This is a genomic window from Halobacteriovorax sp. ZH5_bin.2 (genome assembly GCF_043196375.1).
Classification (GTDB): domain Bacteria; phylum Bdellovibrionota; class Bacteriovoracia; order Bacteriovoracales; family Bacteriovoracaceae; genus Halobacteriovorax_A.
On record NZ_JBEBMJ010000001.1, the window covers coordinates 193,056 to 211,826 of the forward strand.

Consider the following 18,771-nt stretch of genomic DNA (forward strand, 5'->3'; position numbering starts at 1 on the left):
AAATAAAAAAAGAGCTTATCAAGCTCTTTGTATTGCGTTTGTTGCGAACCGAAAGACCTAAAGGTCTTTCTCTCGTGTATATCCTCATTTCAAATGAAGGACGCATAAATAAAAAAAGAGCTTATCAAGCTCTTTGTATTGCGTTTGTTGCGAACCGAAAGACCTAAAGGTCTTTCTCTCGTGTACATCCTCATTCCAAATGAAGGACGCATAAATAAAAAAAGAGCTTATCAAGCTCTTTTTTTATTTATTTATTATGCATAAGAATTTTGATTGAGCCTCTGAAAAGTACTTCGATCTTATTGGCATCGAGACTTTTTTCGACAAGCCCTGGCCCAAAAGTTGGGTGAGCGAGTACATCACCAACTTCAAATTTGTGACGAATACTATATGAAATAGGTTCACCCTCTAGCTTCTCAAGGGCATTTTCCCAAACATTAATGATTTTTTCTTCTGTTGAAATTCTTTTCTTTGTCGGAGCTTTACGACGAGTAGCACTTGGAGATACTACTTTTTTTGGCTTGTAAGCATGAGTTGCTTTACAAGTATTACACAGAACTTTATATGGAGTATCTGCATCCTTCATTGCTACAATTAAATGAGCAAGATCTAACTTACATTTGCTACAATATGTTACAATTTCCTTACCAACACCTAGTTTTGACATATTCTCTCTTCCTTTTACTTAATTAGGTCAATTTAATGGCGAATAGGATTAAAGTAAAGAGAATAAAAGGTAATATGTAGATAATTATAATGAAGAAAAATACTTTAGCACTGCTGGAAAAAGCAAAACATTTACCGACAAAATCTGGATGCTATTTGATGAAGCGAAAACGTGCTGGCATCGAAGAAATTCTTTATATTGGAAAGGCGAAAAACCTTCGTAGTCGAGTTTCCAGCTATTTTAACAGTTCAGAAAAGTCACCTAAAACCCAAATCCTTGTCTCTCATATTCAAGACTTTGACTTTATCATGACTAAGACTGATGCCGAAGCATATATCTTAGAAAATAACTTAATTAAAAAGCATATTCCCAAATATAATATTCAGCTAAAAGACGATAAAAGTTATCCCTATATTCAGATTGATTTGAACGAAAAATTCCCACGTCTTGTTTACACAAGAAGGCCAAAGAGAAAAAAGAAAATTAAGTTATTTGGGCCTTTTACAACGGGAAGTAATATTTTAAAAATATCTCGCATCTTAACAAAGTCGTTTACATTGAGAGACTGCTCAGTAGAGGAGATGCGAAAGAGAAAACGTCCGTGCCTTATTTATCAGATGAAGCAATGTTCGGCTCCTTGTGTGGATTATATTTCTGAGAAAGATTATTTCAAGGATCTTAATTACGTAATTAACTTCTTTGAGGGGCAAAGCAGAAATGTTTTAAAGATTTTAGAAGAAAAGATGTTTGCTGCTGCTGAAAGTGAACACTTTGAAAGGGCAGCAGAAATTCGCGATAGCATTGAAGAGTTAAAGTCTTTCTCTCAAAGCTATGAGAAACAAAACGTCGAATTATCTACGGAAAGAGACTTTGATATTGTTGCTTATCACGTTGGAGAGTTAGAAGTTGATATCTCAATCTATATGATGAGATCAGGAATTCTTCTAGGGCATAAAAATTATCACTTTGGGAAAGGCGATAGTGAGAGTGAAAATCATGAACTCTTTCAAACATTCCTTTTTCAATATTATTCAAATACGAAAGAAAAGCTTCCAAGTCGTATTTATCTCGATGAGAAAAAAGCTGACCTATCAATGATTAGTGAAGCTTTTAATGAAGTTCTTGATCAAGAAGTTGAAGTACAAAAACCTATTGGAAAGATGAAAACTCTTTATGATTTAACACTTGATCATGCAAGAGAACACCAGCGCTTTAGAGTGAAAAACCTTGATGGCCCATGGATTGGTTTAAATAAACTAAAAGAGCTTTTAAACTTAAAAGAGACGCCAAAAATCCTTGAATGTTTTGACGTTGCCATTTGGCAAGGGAAGTCTCCAACGGCTTCTCAGATTGTCTTTCGCGATGGAAAACCAGATAAGACACAGTATCGCTATTATCACTTGGAAGAAAGACCTGAAGGAAATAACGACTTTGCCATGATGAAAGAAGTTCTTGCACGAAGGTTAAAGAAAGGAAAACTTCCCGATGTCTTTATTGTTGATGGTGGGAAAGGACAAGTCTCAAGTTTCTTGGCCGTTCTTGAAGATTTTAAACTTGAGATTCCTGTTGTGGGAATTGCAAAGATTAAAACAAGTAAACAGGAGTCATTCAGAGATAAAGAGGTTTCAAGTTCTGATGAAAGGCTAATTATACCTAATCGAATTAATCCTTATATTTTAAAGAAGACACCATCTCTTATGAGAATTGTTGTGCAAATGAGAGATGAGGCGCACCGTTTTTCTCGCAAACTTCATCATAAGAAGGAGAGAGATCGTATTTTTACTTCATGGTTTGATGATATCGAAGGGATTGGTGAGAAGACGCTAAAAACGATTCACGAAAATATGGACTTGAATCTTAAAGAGTTATCACAGTTATCGGTAATTGAAATTAGTCATAAATTGGATATTAAGGAAGGCATTGCTGAGAGAATTCATGCCAAGCTTATGGCCGAATTCTCTCAGAAATAATTGTCTAGTTTAGGTGGTGGATTTTTTTACGATTGCCGTGCCCGCAATCAGTACATCTCGAATTCTCGTGTATGTACAAGTTTTTATAATCCGATAGGTGTGTGTGAACCATCTTAGAGCCACATACAGGACAATCATTTAAAACCTTATGTACTTGATCGGCATCACCAAATAACTCTTCAAAGTTTTCAAATTGGAAATCTGGATCGAATGACATTGTAGCAACTCCTTTAAATAATAATTACTACTAGGGATTTGAAATTGTGCAGAGTGTCCCAAGCAGTGGATGTAGTTGATTTATCGGAGGCTTAACAATGTTCTGAAATTTATGCTTTTTTTTTTAATGACTTAGGGATATTTTACCCATAGGAAATAAAGTAATGGCGCAATTTTTAACTAAATTAACTAAAGATTTTAATAACGTTTTAAAACTCTCACGAGATGAGAAGCCGAATTACTATGCCAAATTATTTGAAAATACACTTTGGTATCCTAAGCTAAAAGAGCGCAAGCTTACTTCTAGTAAGGCTTCACAAGAAGTGACTGAAGCTCCTAGTCAAGCACCTAAGCCGACGGTCGTTGTTCCTCAGCAAGAAGCTGCAACAGTAGAGCAAACAGTCTTAGCGCCTAAAATAGAGGTTCCTATTACACCTCCGAAGCGCAAGATTGATATTGCAGCAGCTTCAAGCTCAGCTGAATCCTCTCGCTCTATCAAAGTTAACAACGATATCAATAAATTTCTTTCACTGTATAGTACTTCTTGGGAGCTTGAATCAATTCCTGGCTACAAAGACTATCAAGGTGAAGTGGATATTATCTTCTTTGGACTGGATGAGATTGAAGAAGGGGAGCTTCCAGACTTCCTACCTTTATCAATGATTGAATCTGATCAAGATATAATGGGACGTATGATTAAGGCCATGAAGATTTCAAGTGGCCGCTTTATTCGTGTTCCATTTATTAAAAAAGATGCTCGTGAATTCCTTTTCACTTGTTGTGCTCACTTTAAGCCTAGACTACTTATTAGTCTTGGTGCAGCTGCTACAAACTTATGTCTAGATAAACGTGTTCGTCTTGCAAACGTTCATGGAGAGTTTCACTCAATTCAAATAGAAGTTGATGGAAATGCTCAGTTAATAGACGTCATGCCACTATTTCATCCTAAATTACTAGAGGTAAATGAGTCCATGAAGAAAACGGCATGGACAGATATGCAAAAAGCGATAAAATTTCTCACAAGTTGAGTAGCTTAGTAAAATCATATATCATTTTACTAGAGAAGTTGCAGGGCAAGGATGCCGCACAAATCAGGACGATATTCGTTGAGAAATTTACTTATCTCTATCATTATACTTTCTTCATGGAATTCTCTTGCGAGAATTAGCCCATTACAAAATATACGATCAGGTCACACAATAAAGGTGAGGGTTGCAAAAGATCTTGATAACGTTCTTCTAGAAGGCGTTGATCTTACTCGTAAGGTAGTAGCAACAAGAAGTCGAAAAAGTTTTAAAGGCTTTAAAAAGATAAAAGTTAATTGTCAAAATCTACAATCAGTTAAATCTGTAAAACCACAATACTTAGCATCTCTAACATCACAAACAGGACTTATTAGTTTTGAGCGTAAACAATTCATGGGACAGATGCATATTGTGACGAGTGCTGATGGTAACTCGTGTGATGTTGTTAATGAGATGGACCTTGATGACTATATTGCAACTCTACTTGCAAAAGAAATGAATGCATCTTGGCCAATTGAAGCCTTAAAGGCACAGGCCGTAGCGGCTCGTACTTATGCTCTTCACCACATGATGATTTCAGGGCTTAAGAATGACACACTTTATGATTTAGAAAATTCTGAAAAACATCAAGTAAATGGAACATTTAATGATGTGACGGCCAGTACTCTTGAGGCCGCAAAAGATACAGCAGGATTAGTTCTTACAAATGGAAAGGGAAATCTTGTTCCCGCATTCTTTCATGCAAGTTGTGGAGGAACGACATTAGTTCCTTCTGATGTGTGGAGAAATGATGTTCATGGTTATTCGACGGTAAAATGTGATTACTGTCAGAAGAAGAAAAATTGGGATTCAAAAATTACAAAACTTCGCTTTAAGAAATTTCTTAAATGGGCAATGAGAAAGAAGTTTATTGAGAAACAAAGCTTAAAGAAAAAACTATTCTTATATCCAGATAAAAGAGATCAAAAAAACCTTTATGTTCAAAATGGTGTAAAGAAGATCAAAATCAAAAAAAGTTTATTCCGTCGCTACTTTGGTCGAGTCGAATTTCCTTCAAATCATTTCTATATGGTTGATGTAGGTGGAGCAGGTCTTCACTTTGTTGGAAAGGGCAATGGTCACGGAGTTGGTCTATGTCAGGTAGGCTCTTTAGGTCTTGCTCAAAAAGGAAAGGGCCATCGTGAAATTCTGGCCCATTATTTTCCGAAATTAAATGTTTTGAAACTTTATTAGTTCTTTTAAATCATTAAGGACATGGTGTTGAAAAACTAATATTTAAACCAACTGGTTGAAGAGTTCCTTGAGTTGGTTGTGAATATTGGTATGGAGCTGCAATAACTTGAAAGTGAGCTGAATCAACTGTTGCTGCTGGACAATTCGTTCCTGAACCTAGAACCGCTCCAGACTGCTGTAGGCTAATTCCCTGAAGTCCACGATCATCACCAATAATTGGGTAGCTATAGCGGCCATCTGTAAATGAACGTGAGCAAAGAGAAAGGCGAATATTATAACCAGTTAGATTACTACCATTGAGTACTTTTGTAATGATAAGAATGTCCCCAAAGCTATTGACTCCAACGTGGTGTTGGTTTGATTCATTTGGTAGCATTCCTTCTTGTAGTGGACCTGCAACGACATCATTATTATAAGAGTAACCAGCTGGAATATTAGCAACAATCGTTCCTCTTCTTTGTCCGAGCCTAAGATAAGACTGGCCATAATTATTTAGATTATTACTGTCGTATCGGCCGTACTGACAACTAAAAGCTTGAGCATTCACAAGACTATCAAATAAGGCCTGACCTTGAGAGTCCATTCCAGTTGATCCTGTATTTGAACCGCTTCCGCCATTACCCCAACCTGAGTAGTAACCACCACTACTACTTTTAGAGTCTTGTCCACAGCTTGTTACAAGCATTGAAGCAATTGTCACAACCATTAATAACTTAAACTTTTTCATAATATCCTCAAATATTAGTTTTCACGCTATTACTTGTATCGGAGAGGATTAAGGATTTCTTTAGAAATTGATAAAATTAATTAAGAATTTTTTCAAATTAACCGAAATAGTAAGTAATTATGACAGCTTATGAACAAGTAAAAGAATCAACGTTTAAGATTATCACTGGATCCTTTAAAGATTTTAAAAAGGATGATCAGGCCAAGTTTCGTTTAAAGATGGGGCTCATCTTTGCGATCATTCCATTTATTTCAATTATCGTAGGATTTATACTTAACTGGATACTTTTAAAATCAACAATTATCTATATTACGACTTATCGTAAGGATATTGATTATATTATTGATTCACTAATTTATGACTACCTTCAAATTGGTTTATTAGAAGTTCTACCTTGGATGATTATTTCCATTGCCTTCTTATTAGTTGCGGGAATTGTTCTTGCGCAATTAATACTTCGGCCATTTGATGAGATTGCACAGTACTGTTTGGACTTTCTAGGATCTGAAGAAAAAGTAAATTCTTTCGACGGAGAACTTAAATCTGAGTTAAGATTACTGTCTAGTTTTAGTGATTGGTTCTTTACAACGACTTCAACTCTGCGCATGAGTGGGAAATTAACTCAAATTGAAGTTCCCGCTAAATACAAGAGGATACATAAACCTGTCTTTGAGACGATGTTCTTTGTCCATAAAAGTATCTACGTTGCTATTACATGTATTCTAACTGGAATGATCATTCTAATTATTAACTATGCTCTTTTTGATGCTGTGATTTCTGTGGTTAACGAAGTCTTTACGAATGGTAAAATTGCTAAAGATTACTTTAGTAACATGGCCTTAATTCAGGATGATATTGTAGGGATTACGATTATTATCAATATTATTTCTTATGGCTTTTTCATGGGCTATCTTTATAACAAAGTTGCAACGCCAGCATTTGGTATTTTTGCAACAATGCGATCTTTTATTAGTGGACGATATACATCAAGAGTTCACCTTATCGGTTACAAGTACGTTCGTCATCAGACGCGTGCCATCAACAAGTATTTGGACTATATGGAAAAAGAGTACTCAGTAAAAGATGATTGAGTATTTAACTTTGTTCAAGTAAAATCATAATAATAATTTGATGTGAAATTTGTTCATAATAACAAAAGGGATAGTAATGAAAAAAGCATTAGGCATTGTAATGTCATTAGTTTTACTTACGAGTTGTGTAGGTAAAGATGAAATCAAAAAAGCATTAAAAGATGATCCAACGATTTTAGCAGAAGCAATTAAAGCTAACCCTGCTGAAGTTATGGAAGCTCTTCAAGTTGCAGCTCAAAACGCAAAAGAAGCAATGGCGAAGAAAAGAGAAGAAGAGGAAAACAAAAAACTTCACGAGTTTATTGAAAACCCTCTAAAGCCACAAATCAGAGAAGACGAATCAGTTAGAGGTACTAAAGGTGGAATCATTACTTTAGTTGAATACTCTGACTTTCAGTGTCCTTACTGTACAAGAGGGTTTGATAATGTTGTTAAACCAATGCTTGAAAAGTACAAAGGAAAGGTTCAATTTGTTTATAAGCACCTTCCACTTTCTTTCCACTCAGAAGCTAGAATCGCAGCTGCTTATTACGAAGCAATTAGACTTCAATCTGAAGAAAAAGCATTCAAATTTCACGACATTCTTTTTACTCAAGAAGGTCAGCAAAAGCTAAGAAATCTAAAAGAAAAATACCTAAAGAAAACAGCGAAAGATCTAGGTGTTAACATGACTAAACTTGCAAAAGATGTTAAGTCTGAAGCAGTTGAAAAAAGAATTGCACAAGACGAAGCTGAAGCAAGAAAGTTTGAGATTCAAGGAACTCCTGGTTTCGTAATCAATGGTGTACCTGTTAAAGGTGCTTACCCACTTTCTCACTTTGAGATGATCCTTGGTCTTCTTAAAGAAAAAGGTAAACTTGATATCTAATCACTGATCAAGTTCAGTTTAAATATGAAGGCCCGCCACTAGGTGGGCCTTTTTATTTTTCCGTGTTATAATATGATCATTGGAGGTTAAAATGGTGAACTTCTTTGATCATAATCAAGTGAAAGTTAACAAAGAATTCTTTCGTGAATCAGCAAGACAAATTGATTATACAATTGAAGATTTTCTTCACGATGATATTCCACATTCTTTATTAGAACAAAATGTTTTAGATGTTGCTTACATTAATCATTTATCATCTTTGTTAAAAATCAATTCTATTTTTGATTTAGCACAAGAGATTTTAGAGCTTGAAAAAAGCTTGGATAAGCTTGCTCATCGTCTTCCTGTCGATATTAATATTCCAAAAATGGAAACTTTCTATCAACAACTAGGTCCAGTCTTTATTCAACTTTTTGTTGAAATTAAAGACCTTGAAGATCATAAAGAACTTGAAGGAGAGTGGCTAAAAGCCGTGAGAATCGCACTAGAGGAAGAGATAGTAGTTTGGCAAGAAAAAAACTTAAAATAAGCATGAAAATAAAAAAAACCTTCAAAAGTTAAAAAAAACGCTAAAAAGCCTTGTCAAAGCGTGTTTCAAACTTCATCCTATTTCTACAACAACTAAATAACTAACTATTTGGAGTTAAAATGAACAGAAAAGAACTTGTAGAAGCAATCTTAAAAAACAAAGAACTTAGCCACCTAACAAAGAAAGATGCAGATGCATTCGTATCTACTACTCTTGAGACAATCAAGAAAGCAGTTAAGAAAGGTGACGATGTTTCACTAATCGGTTTTGGTACTTTCACAAAAGTAAGAAGAGCAGCTAGAACTGGTATCAACCCAGCAACTGGTGAAAAAATCAAAATCAAAGCTAAGACACTTCCAAAATTCAAGCCAGGTAAAGCTTGGAAGGAAATGTTCTAATTTTTGTTTGAAATTAGTTTCATAATAAGAAGCCTCCATTACGGAGGCTTTCTTATTTTTAGGGGTATTTTTTGCCTATCAACTCTCTCTAGCGTCAAGAAAACGTCGACATTTTGACACCACTACTTTTTTACATTCCTCATAAAGTCTTAAAATTTCAAAATTAATGGGCAGAATCTTCCGGAACACACTTTACTATCTTGTAGAAAATGGCCGCTAGATGTATAATTTTTGACGAGGCACAGTTTTTAAAGGAATTTTTTTCTGTGTGAAGTAAAGGATTTATAGATTATGGCAGATGGAAGTGCTGACAATTCATACCAAGGAAGTGGAAAGAACCCTCTACTAACAGTAGCTCTACTACTGAATATCGTTTTAATGGGTGTTATCGCTTACTTTCAGTACCAAACACATTTAAAGATCTCAGAGCAGTCGTCTGTGGAAGATATCGTTAAGGCACAAATGGCCGAACAATCTCAAGATAAAGAGGTTGTACAGACTGGTGAAGCACAGGAAGAAGAAGGAAAGCTATTTCCACTTGATAGCTTCACGGCCAACCTTGCACAAGGTGATGGCCCTCAACGCTATATTAGATTAAATGCTGTTCTTAAGCTTTCTCTGAATGCGAAGGAAGAAGAATACAAGGCAAGAAAGCCTCAGATTAGAGATTCAATCATTAGTATTTTGAACTCTAAGAGGCCAAATGATCTCCTTAAAGTACAAGGTAAGGAATACCTAAAAGAAGAGATCAAATCAGCTATCAACTCATACTTAGTTGATGGAAAAGTTTTAGATGTTTACTACGTTGGTTTCCAGATCAACTAGTTAATATAAAGTATTAAGTTTAATTTTTGGCAGGATGCCAAGATCATCAAATCCTAGGAGGGGAACGATGGCACAGGTTTTAAGTCAAGACGAAGTCGACGCTCTATTAAACGCTGTAAACGATGGTGACGCAGATGATTTTCTAGGTGAAGGTGGGGATTTCGATGATGAAGCTGAAGACGAGAATATTCAGCCCTATGACTTAACAAATCAAGACCGAGTCATTCGTGGGCGAATGCCTATTCTTGAAATCATCTACGAAAGATTCATTCGTTCATTTCGTGTATCACTTTCAAACTCTCTAAGAAAGATCTCGACGATTTCAATGATCTCAACAGACCTTTTAAAGTTTGGTGAGTTTGTAAACACGCTTCCGATTCCATCGTGTATGTGTATCATGAAGTTTAATGAACTAAGAGGTCCTGCTCTACTAGTATTTGAATCAAAGCTTGCTTATGCAATTATCGATTCATACTTTGGTGGTACAGATCGTCCTTTCACAAAGATCGAAGGAAAAGAATTTACAGCGATTGAACTTTCTTTCATGAGAAAGGTTATGGATATGGCCATTGCTGACCTTGAAGAGGCATGGGCACAGGTTCACCGTATTGATGCTCAATACGTTAGAACTGAAATTAACCCACAATTCGTTGGTGTTGTTCCTCCATCAGATGTAATTATCGCGACAACTCTTGAAGTTGAATTTGAATCAGCTTCGGGAACGATTATGATCGTTGTTCCTTACTCAACGATTGAGCCGATTAAGCAAAAACTTTCATCAAATTACCAAACAGATAATGACATGGCAGATAGTATCTGGACTAGTGCTATGAATGAGCACATTAAAGATACGAAGGCCGAGATTGTTGTAAAGCTTGGTGAAGCTGAAATGACTGTAGGAGATCTTTTAACTCTACAAACTGGAGATATTATTCCTCTTAATCAGGAAGCATCAAGCGAGGTTAAGGGAGCAATTCAAGGTGTAGAAAAGTTGAAGTGTCTTATTGGAACATACAAAGGAAACAGAGCGGTGCAAGTAACTCACGTTGATAAGACACCTAAAGTTTCTATGGATATTGAAGTCGAATAATTAAGGGAGATATAAATGAGTGATCAAACAGAACTAAATAACCAAACACAAGGGCTAGAGAACTTCAACACAATGGAAGTTGAAAAACTTGCTGATGAAATCAGAGCAGGTGACGATGCCATTAATAAGCTTAAGGTTCAAAACCTAGACTTTATCCTAGATATTCCACTGAAAGTAACAGTAGAGCTAGGTAGAACAGAAGTAATTATTAAAGACCTTCTACAATTAGGACAAGGTTCAGTACTAGAACTTGATAAACTAGCAGGTGAGCCTCTTGAGATCCTAGTTAATGGAAAGTTAGTAGCAAAAGGTGAAGTTGTTGTTGTAAACGAAAAATTTGGTATTCGTTTAACTGATATTATTTCGCCAATCGAGAGAATTGAAAATCTAAAGTAGTAGAGAAACGTAGGAATTAATTATGGCCAGACAACTTAAATTATTATTTTTAGCACTTTCACTTATGACAACGAATGCATTTGCTAGAGTTGAAGTCGGGAAGGTTAAGTTAACTAAAAATGGTTCAACAGGTATTGTTACGGTTGGGCTTAAAGGAAAGTTTGATACAACTCCTGAGTTAACAATTAAAGATGATATTATTCAAGTAGCGTTAAAAGATACAATCGTATGGCCAAAGATTGAAAAACAAGTATCTGTTAATGAAAAATTTGATACGAAACTTCTAGCATATCAATTTACGAAGGATGTAGCTCGTGTTCGTGCAATTCTCCCGTACGACATTAAGGGTAACGAAGATAAAGTAAGTTTAGAAGTTAGTGATAATGAAATTAAGATGTACTTTCCAATTACTGCGAATAAGAAACAAGTTGCAGTAACTAAAGCTGCTCCTACTAAGAGAGCTCCTGTAAAGCAAAAAAATGCTGAAGCTTATGATGAAAGCTACCTTGCAAAGCTACTAAAAGATAAAGAAGAAGTAACTAATAACAAAAATAAGAATAATGTAAAGCTTGAAAAGACTAGTGAGTCTTTACTAGCTCTTGCCAAAGAAAAGAATGAGCAGATTGAAGACACTGTAAGCAATCTTTCTTCAGGTGTTGAAAAAGGTGGATTTCAGATGTCGACTTATATTTTTAAATTTATTGGGTTCTTTGCTCTATTTGCAGCAGGTATCTTCTTTTTAATGAATTTCTTTAGAAAGGGAATGTTAAAGAAGGGTGGACTTGGTCTGTTCTCAAATGCAAAAATGGTTGAGGTTCTATCGACAACTTACCTTGCTCCAAAGAGAAGTCTTCTTGTTGTTAGAGTTCAAAAGCAAGTTTTCCTAATGGCCCAGTCTGAAAAGGGTATGGACTTCTTAACTGAAATTCAAGATACAACAGAATTTTTTAAAGAAGGTGAGAAGGCGCTAACGGGATCTAATTTTGATACAAATTTAGATACGGCAAACTCTGGTTCTAAAGAATTTAAGCTAAAAGAAGTTGCTCAGAATATGAAAGAAGCAAGTAACTCGACAGCTTCATCACAACAAGACATCTTAAATAGTCTTGCTGGACAAGCGACTCAAGAAGAGAAAGTAAGCTTAACAGCACAAATTAAGAAGAAAGTTAAGGACATGAAGTCTTTACAATAATTTTATTAAAATCAATTCAATAGGAAGTTGGATGAAGAATTTTTTAAGAGCATTATTAATATTTAGTATTGGGGGATGGCTAAGTACGATCTTTGCTCAACAATCAACTAACCTGGGCCTTCCAGGTCTTTCTGTTAATTTTGGACAGGGAGTTGATCTTGTTGATACGATCGAATTAACTATTCTATTTACAGTACTTACTCTTGCACCGGCGGTTTTAATTCTTTGTACTTGTTTTACAAGAATCATCGTTGTTCTATCATTCATGAGACAAGCAATTGGTACGCAAAGTATGCCACCAAATCAACTTCTCATCGGTTTTGCTCTTTTCCTTTCTGTCTTTGTTATGCAGCCTACAGGTGAAGAGATTTATGCTAATGCAGTAAAGCCATATATGGATAAGAAAATAACGACGACTTTAGCAGTTGATCGTATTGAAGGTTCACTGAGAAAGTTTATGAATAAGCAGGTTCGTAAAGCCGATATTGGACTTTTTTATGATGTAACGAATCGTCAGGCACCACAATCAATTGATGACGTACCTATTCACTTTTTAATTCCGGCATTCATTATTTCTGAATTAAAGACAGCATTTCAAATTGGATTCTTACTTTATATTCCATTTCTAATTCTAGATATGGTTGTGGCATCTGTTCTAATGGCCATGGGGATGATGATGCTTCCTCCGGTTGTTATTTCATTACCATTTAAACTTTTACTATTTGTTCTTGTGGACGGTTGGCAACTTGTTACTGGATCACTTTTACGTTCGTTTAATTAGGAGTAATCATGGACTTTTTTTCTGACATCGCAAGACAAGCAATCACAATAGGATTAATGATATCAGCACCGATGTTAGCAGGTGCTCTTATTATGGGTATCTTGGTTTCAATATTCCAAGCTGTAACCCAAATCAATGAACAAACACTTTCATTTATACCTAAGATCTTAGTAATTGTTGGGGCCCTTGTTCTAACTGCTCCGTGGATGACGGATCAACTAACAACTTTTACGAAAGATCTAATCATTTCTATTCCAAGTCTTGTTAATGGAAGGTAGGTCAAATTAGATGACAATTCAAATAACTGACATTGTCCCAATCATTGCATTCTGGTTAATTTTTACCAGGCTGCTGGCCATTAATTTTCAACTTCCTATTTACGATAACTTACCGATTCCTATGATTGTTAAGATCTTATCAACACTAGTAATGAGCTTTTGCTTCTACCCATATATTCAGGGTGAAGTTATCAAAGATATTATGTTTGTGGGTAAGGACCAGTTTTGGGCCCTCACTATTATTTACACACTTATTGGATTGATAATTGGATATTTGGTAAAATCAATTATGGGTATCTTCCTGTCGGCAGGTAGTATCATTACCCAGCAAATTGGATTTGCGGCCATTCGCTACTTCGATCCATCTTCGGGTCAGCAAGTAGGTCCTTTCGAAAGGCTAATACAATGGACTGTTCTCGTTATGGTTGTTTCATCAGGTGCTTTATTACCAATGTTTAAAGGGATTTTTCAATCTTTTTATACGATTCATATTTATGATTTTGGTGTATTTGCAAAGTCGCATATCTTCTATATCGAAGCGTTCAAATCAATTTTTATTGCAGCGATTATGCTGGCTACACCATTAATTTTTACAAATATGCTCATCAGTACGGTTCTAGGAATTATTGCTCGTACTGTTCCACAAATGAATATCATTATGGTTAGCTTTGTCGTCAATATTGGCCTAGGTCTACTAGTATTTACGGCAACAAGCGATGAGTTCTTTCAAGTAGCATTTAGAATGTATACGGAAAGACTTGGCGAGTGGTTTAACTTTATCATTTAAGGGGTAAGTCGTGGCCGAAGATACAGATCAAGAAAAAACGGAAGACCCTTCCCAGCATCGAATTGACGAATCGAGAAGAAAGGGGGAGGTTGCATCCTCAAAAGAACTAACGAGTGTGTTAGTGCTGGCTGCTTGTATCATGACTCTAGCTCTTTCTCTTCTTTTTATTTATCAAGAAATGGAAGAGTTTATTAGATGGATTATGCACCTTAATCCAGCAACGGCCTTTACTGAAAAATCACTAAAAACTATAGCAAATAAAACGGCAACGACTGCACTAGTATGTGCTGCACCTGTGTGTATCGTTTCGCTATGTGCAGGTATTATTGCAAATGTTGCTCAAATTGGATTTATCTACGCACCTGAAGTTCTGGAGTTTAAACCAGAAAGAATTGACCCGATTAAAGGGACTAAAAATTTATTTTCGATGAAGGCCGTTGTTGAGGCGATTAAAGGTGTTTTCAAGTTTATTATTGTTCTTGGAATTGTTTACTTATATATGAAGGATGATATTACGCAATTTGTAGGCTTCCTACACGTTGACTTCCTTCAAGCGTTTGTTATTGGTAAAGATATTCTTGTAAAGCTTGGTTATTCAATTCTTGCTGGGCTTATCGTCGTTGCCGCTGGGGATTTTGCTTATCAAAAATATGCTCATAAGAAAAAACTTATGATGACAAAAGAAGAAGCAAAGCGAGAGTCAAAAGAGCAAGATGGTTCTCCTGAGGTAAAACAACGAATTCGTCAAATTCAACGTGAACAAGCACAAAAGAGAATGCTTGCTGATATCCAAACTGCAGATGTTATTGTGACAAACCCAACTCACATTTCTATCGTTATTAAATATGACCAAGAGACGATGATTGCTCCAGGTATTGTTGGGAAAGGTGCTGATCACCTTGCATTAAGAATCAGAGAAATTGCGAAAGAACATAATATTCCAATTGTTGAAAATGTTCCTTTAGCAAGAGCACTATATAAATCAGTTAAAGTAGGGGAAGGAGTCCCTCGTACTTTATATAAAGCAGTCGCTGAAGTACTAGCGTTTGTTTATAAGCTTAAAAAGAAGCAAAAAGCGATTAGCTAATTAGAGTTTAGGAAAATATCATGGATGATATCTTTAAAAGATTAAAAGTTTTAACAGAGAATTCAGACCTCGCAGTAGCGATCGGTATTCTAGCAGTTCTTGCTGTTATGATTATTCCAGTACCTCCAGTGGTACTCGATTTACTTTTAGCAATTACACTATCATTCGCAATTATTATTCTTTTAGTTTCTGTTTATACGAAGAAACCTTTAGATTTCTCTACATTTCCAGCAGTTCTTCTCGTAACGACTCTTTTTAGACTTTCACTAAACGTTGCTTCAACTCGTAATATTTTACTTCGTTCAGGAAGTGAGGGAACAAGTGCAGCTGGTGAGATCATCAGAAGTTTCGGTGAATTCGTTGTTGAAGGTAATTTTGTTGTTGGTATTATTGTCTTTATCATTCTTGTTATTATCAACTTTATGGTAATTACGAAAGGTGCTGGAAGGGTTGCAGAAGTAGGGGCAAGGTTTACTCTCGATGCAATGCCTGGTAAGCAGATGGCCATCGATGCGGACTTAAATGCTGGCCTAATTAACGATGAAGATGCAAAGAGAAGACGTGCTGAAGTTGCTGAGGAAGCAGACTTTTACGGGTCTATGGATGGTGCTTCAAAGTTCGTTCGAGGGGATGCCATTGCTGGTATTTTAATTACAGCAATTAATATTATCGGTGGGATCATCGTTGGTGTTGGTCAATACAAGATGAGTTTTGGAAGTGCTGCTGAAACATATACTCTTCTTACGGTAGGAGATGGACTTGTTTCACAAATTCCTGCTCTAATTATTTCAACTGCTGCCGGTATTATTGCAACAAGAAATACAAGTGAAGATAATCTTGGTGCTCAAATGAGTAAGCAGTTTAAGCTTCACCCAAAAGCTGTTCTAATTGCTGGATGTGTACTCCTAATCTTTGCAATGATTCCAGGGCTACCAAAACTACCATTTATTACTGTTGGGCTAGCTCTAGTATATGTTTCAAATAAAATGGAAAACGAAATTGTACAAGAGAAGCTTGCTGCTGAAACAGTTGTTGAAGAAGAAAAGAAATCAACTCCTGAGTCTCTTGAAGATCTTCTTAATCTTGAGCTTGTTGAGCTTGAGGTTGGTTATGGGCTAGTCAATTTAGTTGATTCATCTCAAAACGGTGATCTTCTTGAGCGTATCACATATATGAGAAAGCAATTTGCTCTTGATTGGGGTGTTATCATTCCATCTGTACGAATTAAGGACAATCTTGAGCTTGCGCCAGGTGGTTACTCTCTAAAAATTAAAGGTGTTGAAGTTGCTCAAGGAGAGCTCGTTCCTGATCACTACCTAGCAATGGACCCAGGAAGTGTGATTGAGCCAATTGATGGAATTGAAACAATTGAACCAGTATTTGGACTTCCTGCTGTATGGATTACTGAAGACCAGAAGGATGATGCAGGATTTAATGGTTATACTGTAGTAGATCTCTCAACTGTTCTAGCAACTCACTTAACTGAGATTCTAAGAACTAACTTACATGAATTATTTGGCCGCCAAGAACTTGTTCGAGTTATGGATAATTTTAAAGAACACTATCCAAAAATTGTTGCGGATCTTGTTCCTGAAATCCTTCCTCTAGGGGCAGTTTTAAAGGTGTTACAGAATCTTTTAAGGGAAAATGTTTCCATCAGAGACCTTCGTACGATCTTAGAGTCTCTTTCTGAACATGGAACAAGAATCAAGGATACAGATCTCTTGACTGAAAATGTCAGACAATCGCTATACCGCACTATCACTGAGTCTATAAAGTCTGCCAATGGTGATTTGCCGATATTTACGTTAGATCGTAAAATAGAAGAACAGGTTGCTGGCAATCTCATACAAACAGAAAATGGTCAACAAGTTTCTTTAGACCCAAGAATTACCCAATCGATTTTGGCCAGTTTAAATGAGAAAATAGAGGAGGCCACAAACATGGGAGAAAAGATGATTGTTCTTTGTTCACCAGTTATTCGCGGTCACTTTAAGAAATTGACAGAAAAATTCATACCAAACTTGATTGTAGTAAGTCATAATGAATTAAGTCCGGATGTGAATATTAGGTCACTTGGAACGGTGAGGTTATAGGATGTACGTGAGAAAATTTGAAGCAGATTCTTTAGATGAGGCATTAGCGAATATTAAGGCCGAACTAGGACCTGACGCAATTATTCTTAAGACACAGACTAATAAGGGAATTAAGGGCGCTTTCAAAAAGAAAAAGATTGAAATTACTGCTGCTATTTCTGAGAAAAACTACACTAAAAAGGCCAAGGTTGATAACGTTCTAAACTCGGAACAAAAAGATTCATTTTATAAAAATAACTCATCTTATATTGCAAATATGATAAATTCACACGATCAAAACACTAATGGACAATCACAAGCTAACTCACTAAATGGATATGGAAGTTTAGGCCTTAACCGAAAGGTAAGTGCTGTTGAAGAAAACTCTTCACAAGCTAACTCTGGACTTGATGATTTTCTAAATTCAATTGACCGTGAAGAAGTGAAGAAGGCGACTGCAAATGCTGAGTCTGAACACTTTAATGATTTCTTAAATGGTGACTTTTCTCTTGAAGAAGAAATTCAGGAAGAGGTAATTGTTGAAAGACCACAAGTTCAACAAGCAAGACCAGTTCAATCTCAGTCTTATCATGAAACTCGTGCAAATAACGAAGAAGTAAATGAGTTAATGGAAACTCAAAGAAATAAAATTGATGAGCTTGAAAAGAAAATCTTTGAATTAACTCAAAGTGTGCAGGGGATGACTAAACCTCAGGCCCTTGGTGTTAAAGAGATGGTGACAATCTTTAGAAGCTTAGATATCGAAGAAAGATATATTCAAAAGGTTGTTCGTAAAGCAAATTTTGAATTATCTGATGAAGAAAAAGAAAATCCTGATACAGTATTTGAATTTGCTTTAAAAGAAATGATGGGTGAAGTTAGAACAGCAATGCCACTCTTTTCATCTGTCGATAATGAAGAGTCTAAAACGGTTACAGTAATTATTTCTGATGCTTCATGTGGACAGAGCTCAATGCTAACGAAGCTTTCTGCTCTTAAACAGGATTCTGTAATTATCAGAAACAAGGCCAACACTGGCTTTAAAGATAATACTTCTTTCTCTGAGAAGTTTTTTAATGTTGAATCAAATATCTGTGAATCAATTTCTGAAATTGTTGCCCAAACAAGAAAATCAATAGAAACAAAGAAAAATGTTTTTATCGACTACAAGGCAACAAATCAAGAAATCAATGAAATCAAGAAGTTCGTTGATGGATTAAGACGTAGTTTTGAAAATGTGGAAATTTTAATCTGTCTATCGGGAATCAATACAGAGTTGTATAATAGAAAAGTACTAAATCGTTATGCAAATATTGCAAATGGTTTAGTGGTAACACACTTAGATCAGTGCTTGAATTATGGGTCACTCTTTAATCTTGCAATTGACTTTAGCTCGTTACCTTACAAATTTTTTGGAACGGGTGAGATTGTTCCTGATGACCTAGAAGCTGCAACCGCCGAAAGGATTTTGGCCGGTATTTTTAAGCTGTAGCTTTTTTTGTTATTAGATTAAATTTATAAGTTTTGTTTAGGAGA

At 35.8% G+C, this 18,771-nt stretch carries 20 protein-coding genes; 17 read left to right on the forward strand and 3 right to left on the reverse strand.

The features are described from left to right. Positions 1-247: 247 nt before the first annotated feature. Positions 248-667 carry a hypothetical protein gene (locus ABMA76_RS00900; protein WP_393060657.1) on the reverse strand — a complete coding sequence of 140 codons (420 nt, stop codon included), beginning with the start codon at positions 665-667 and terminating at the stop codon, positions 248-250. 89 nt (positions 668-756) lie between these two features. On the opposite strand from ABMA76_RS00900, the gene uvrC reads away from it, so the two are divergent. Next, positions 757-2,637 (forward strand): excinuclease ABC subunit UvrC, encoded by a 1,881-nt coding sequence (uvrC, locus tag ABMA76_RS00905; protein ID WP_392910420.1) that lies wholly within the window; start codon positions 757-759, stop codon positions 2,635-2,637. A gap of 4 nt (positions 2,638-2,641) precedes the next feature. On the opposite strand, the gene ABMA76_RS00910 is transcribed toward uvrC, so the two are convergent. Continuing rightward, the gene (locus tag ABMA76_RS00910) at positions 2,642-2,854 is read right to left on the reverse strand and encodes a hypothetical protein (protein ID WP_021267851.1); all 213 of its coding nucleotides are present in this window, start codon (positions 2,852-2,854) and stop codon (positions 2,642-2,644) included. A 163-nt stretch (positions 2,855-3,017) separates the two neighbouring features. Between ABMA76_RS00910 and ABMA76_RS00915 the strand changes: the two genes are divergently transcribed. Both ABMA76_RS00915 and ABMA76_RS00920 read left to right on the forward strand, forming a co-directional pair. After that, complete coding sequence (locus tag ABMA76_RS00915) at positions 3,018-3,881, forward strand: hypothetical protein (protein WP_393060659.1); 864 nt, start codon at positions 3,018-3,020, stop codon at positions 3,879-3,881. 78 nt (positions 3,882-3,959) lie between these two features. Then, complete coding sequence (locus ABMA76_RS00920) at positions 3,960-5,111, forward strand: SpoIID/LytB domain-containing protein (protein ID WP_393060661.1); 1,152 nt, start codon at positions 3,960-3,962, stop codon at positions 5,109-5,111. A gap of 13 nt (positions 5,112-5,124) precedes the next feature. Here the strand turns inward: ABMA76_RS00920 and ABMA76_RS00925 are convergent, their stop codons facing one another. After that, positions 5,125-5,838 carry a hypothetical protein gene (locus tag ABMA76_RS00925; protein WP_392910412.1) on the reverse strand — a complete coding sequence of 238 codons (714 nt, stop codon included), beginning with the start codon at positions 5,836-5,838 and terminating at the stop codon, positions 5,125-5,127. 119 nt (positions 5,839-5,957) lie between these two features. On the opposite strand from ABMA76_RS00925, the gene ABMA76_RS00930 reads away from it, so the two are divergent. From ABMA76_RS00930 to ABMA76_RS00995, 14 genes are all read left to right on the forward strand, one after another. Then, positions 5,958-6,929 (forward strand): hypothetical protein, encoded by a 972-nt coding sequence (locus tag ABMA76_RS00930; RefSeq protein ID WP_392910410.1) that lies wholly within the window; start codon positions 5,958-5,960, stop codon positions 6,927-6,929. A 76-nt stretch (positions 6,930-7,005) separates the two neighbouring features. Next, entirely contained in the window at positions 7,006-7,797 is a 792-nt protein-coding gene (locus ABMA76_RS00935) for a DsbA family protein (RefSeq protein ID WP_392910408.1), read from the forward strand. Positions 7,798-7,888: 91 nt separating this feature from the next. Next, positions 7,889-8,326: a hypothetical protein gene (locus ABMA76_RS00940; protein WP_392910406.1), complete on the forward strand. Its 438-nt coding sequence runs from the start codon at positions 7,889-7,891 to the stop codon at positions 8,324-8,326. Positions 8,327-8,445: 119 nt separating this feature from the next. Beyond that, entirely contained in the window at positions 8,446-8,724 is a 279-nt protein-coding gene (locus tag ABMA76_RS00945) for an HU family DNA-binding protein (RefSeq protein WP_021268333.1), read from the forward strand. Positions 8,725-9,015: 291 nt separating this feature from the next. Continuing rightward, positions 9,016-9,549, forward strand: coding sequence for a flagellar basal body-associated protein FliL (gene fliL / locus ABMA76_RS00950; protein ID WP_392910404.1), 534 nt, complete (start codon positions 9,016-9,018; stop codon positions 9,547-9,549). Between the two features lie 67 nt (positions 9,550-9,616). Next, on the forward strand, positions 9,617-10,639 hold the full coding sequence (gene fliM / locus ABMA76_RS00955) for a flagellar motor switch protein FliM (RefSeq protein ID WP_021267929.1): 1,023 nt from the start codon (positions 9,617-9,619) through the stop codon (positions 10,637-10,639). A gap of 15 nt (positions 10,640-10,654) precedes the next feature. Continuing rightward, on the forward strand, positions 10,655-11,035 hold the full coding sequence (gene fliN, locus ABMA76_RS00960; RefSeq protein WP_021268549.1) for a flagellar motor switch protein FliN: 381 nt from the start codon (positions 10,655-10,657) through the stop codon (positions 11,033-11,035). Between the two features lie 22 nt (positions 11,036-11,057). After that, a complete protein-coding gene (locus tag ABMA76_RS00965) occupies positions 11,058-12,227 on the forward strand; it encodes a flagellar biosynthetic protein FliO (protein ID WP_393060663.1) in 1,170 nt (389 codons plus the stop codon). A gap of 31 nt (positions 12,228-12,258) precedes the next feature. After that, positions 12,259-13,008 (forward strand): flagellar type III secretion system pore protein FliP, encoded by a 750-nt coding sequence (gene fliP, locus ABMA76_RS00970; protein WP_392858401.1) that lies wholly within the window; start codon positions 12,259-12,261, stop codon positions 13,006-13,008. 8 nt (positions 13,009-13,016) lie between these two features. Continuing rightward, a complete protein-coding gene (fliQ, locus tag ABMA76_RS00975; RefSeq protein ID WP_392910399.1) occupies positions 13,017-13,286 on the forward strand; it encodes a flagellar biosynthesis protein FliQ in 270 nt (89 codons plus the stop codon). Between the two features lie 10 nt (positions 13,287-13,296). Further along, complete coding sequence (locus ABMA76_RS00980) at positions 13,297-14,073, forward strand: flagellar biosynthetic protein FliR (protein WP_021268508.1); 777 nt, start codon at positions 13,297-13,299, stop codon at positions 14,071-14,073. 10 nt (positions 14,074-14,083) lie between these two features. Then, positions 14,084-15,160, forward strand: a complete 1,077-nt coding sequence (gene flhB, locus ABMA76_RS00985) for a flagellar biosynthesis protein FlhB (protein WP_392910396.1) — start codon at positions 14,084-14,086, stop codon at positions 15,158-15,160. Positions 15,161-15,180: 20 nt separating this feature from the next. Then, positions 15,181-17,256, forward strand: a complete 2,076-nt coding sequence (gene flhA, locus ABMA76_RS00990) for a flagellar biosynthesis protein FlhA (RefSeq protein ID WP_392910394.1) — start codon at positions 15,181-15,183, stop codon at positions 17,254-17,256. 7 nt (positions 17,257-17,263) lie between these two features. Further along, positions 17,264-18,727 (forward strand): hypothetical protein, encoded by a 1,464-nt coding sequence (locus ABMA76_RS00995; RefSeq protein WP_392910392.1) that lies wholly within the window; start codon positions 17,264-17,266, stop codon positions 18,725-18,727. Positions 18,728-18,771: the final 44 nt, after the last annotated feature.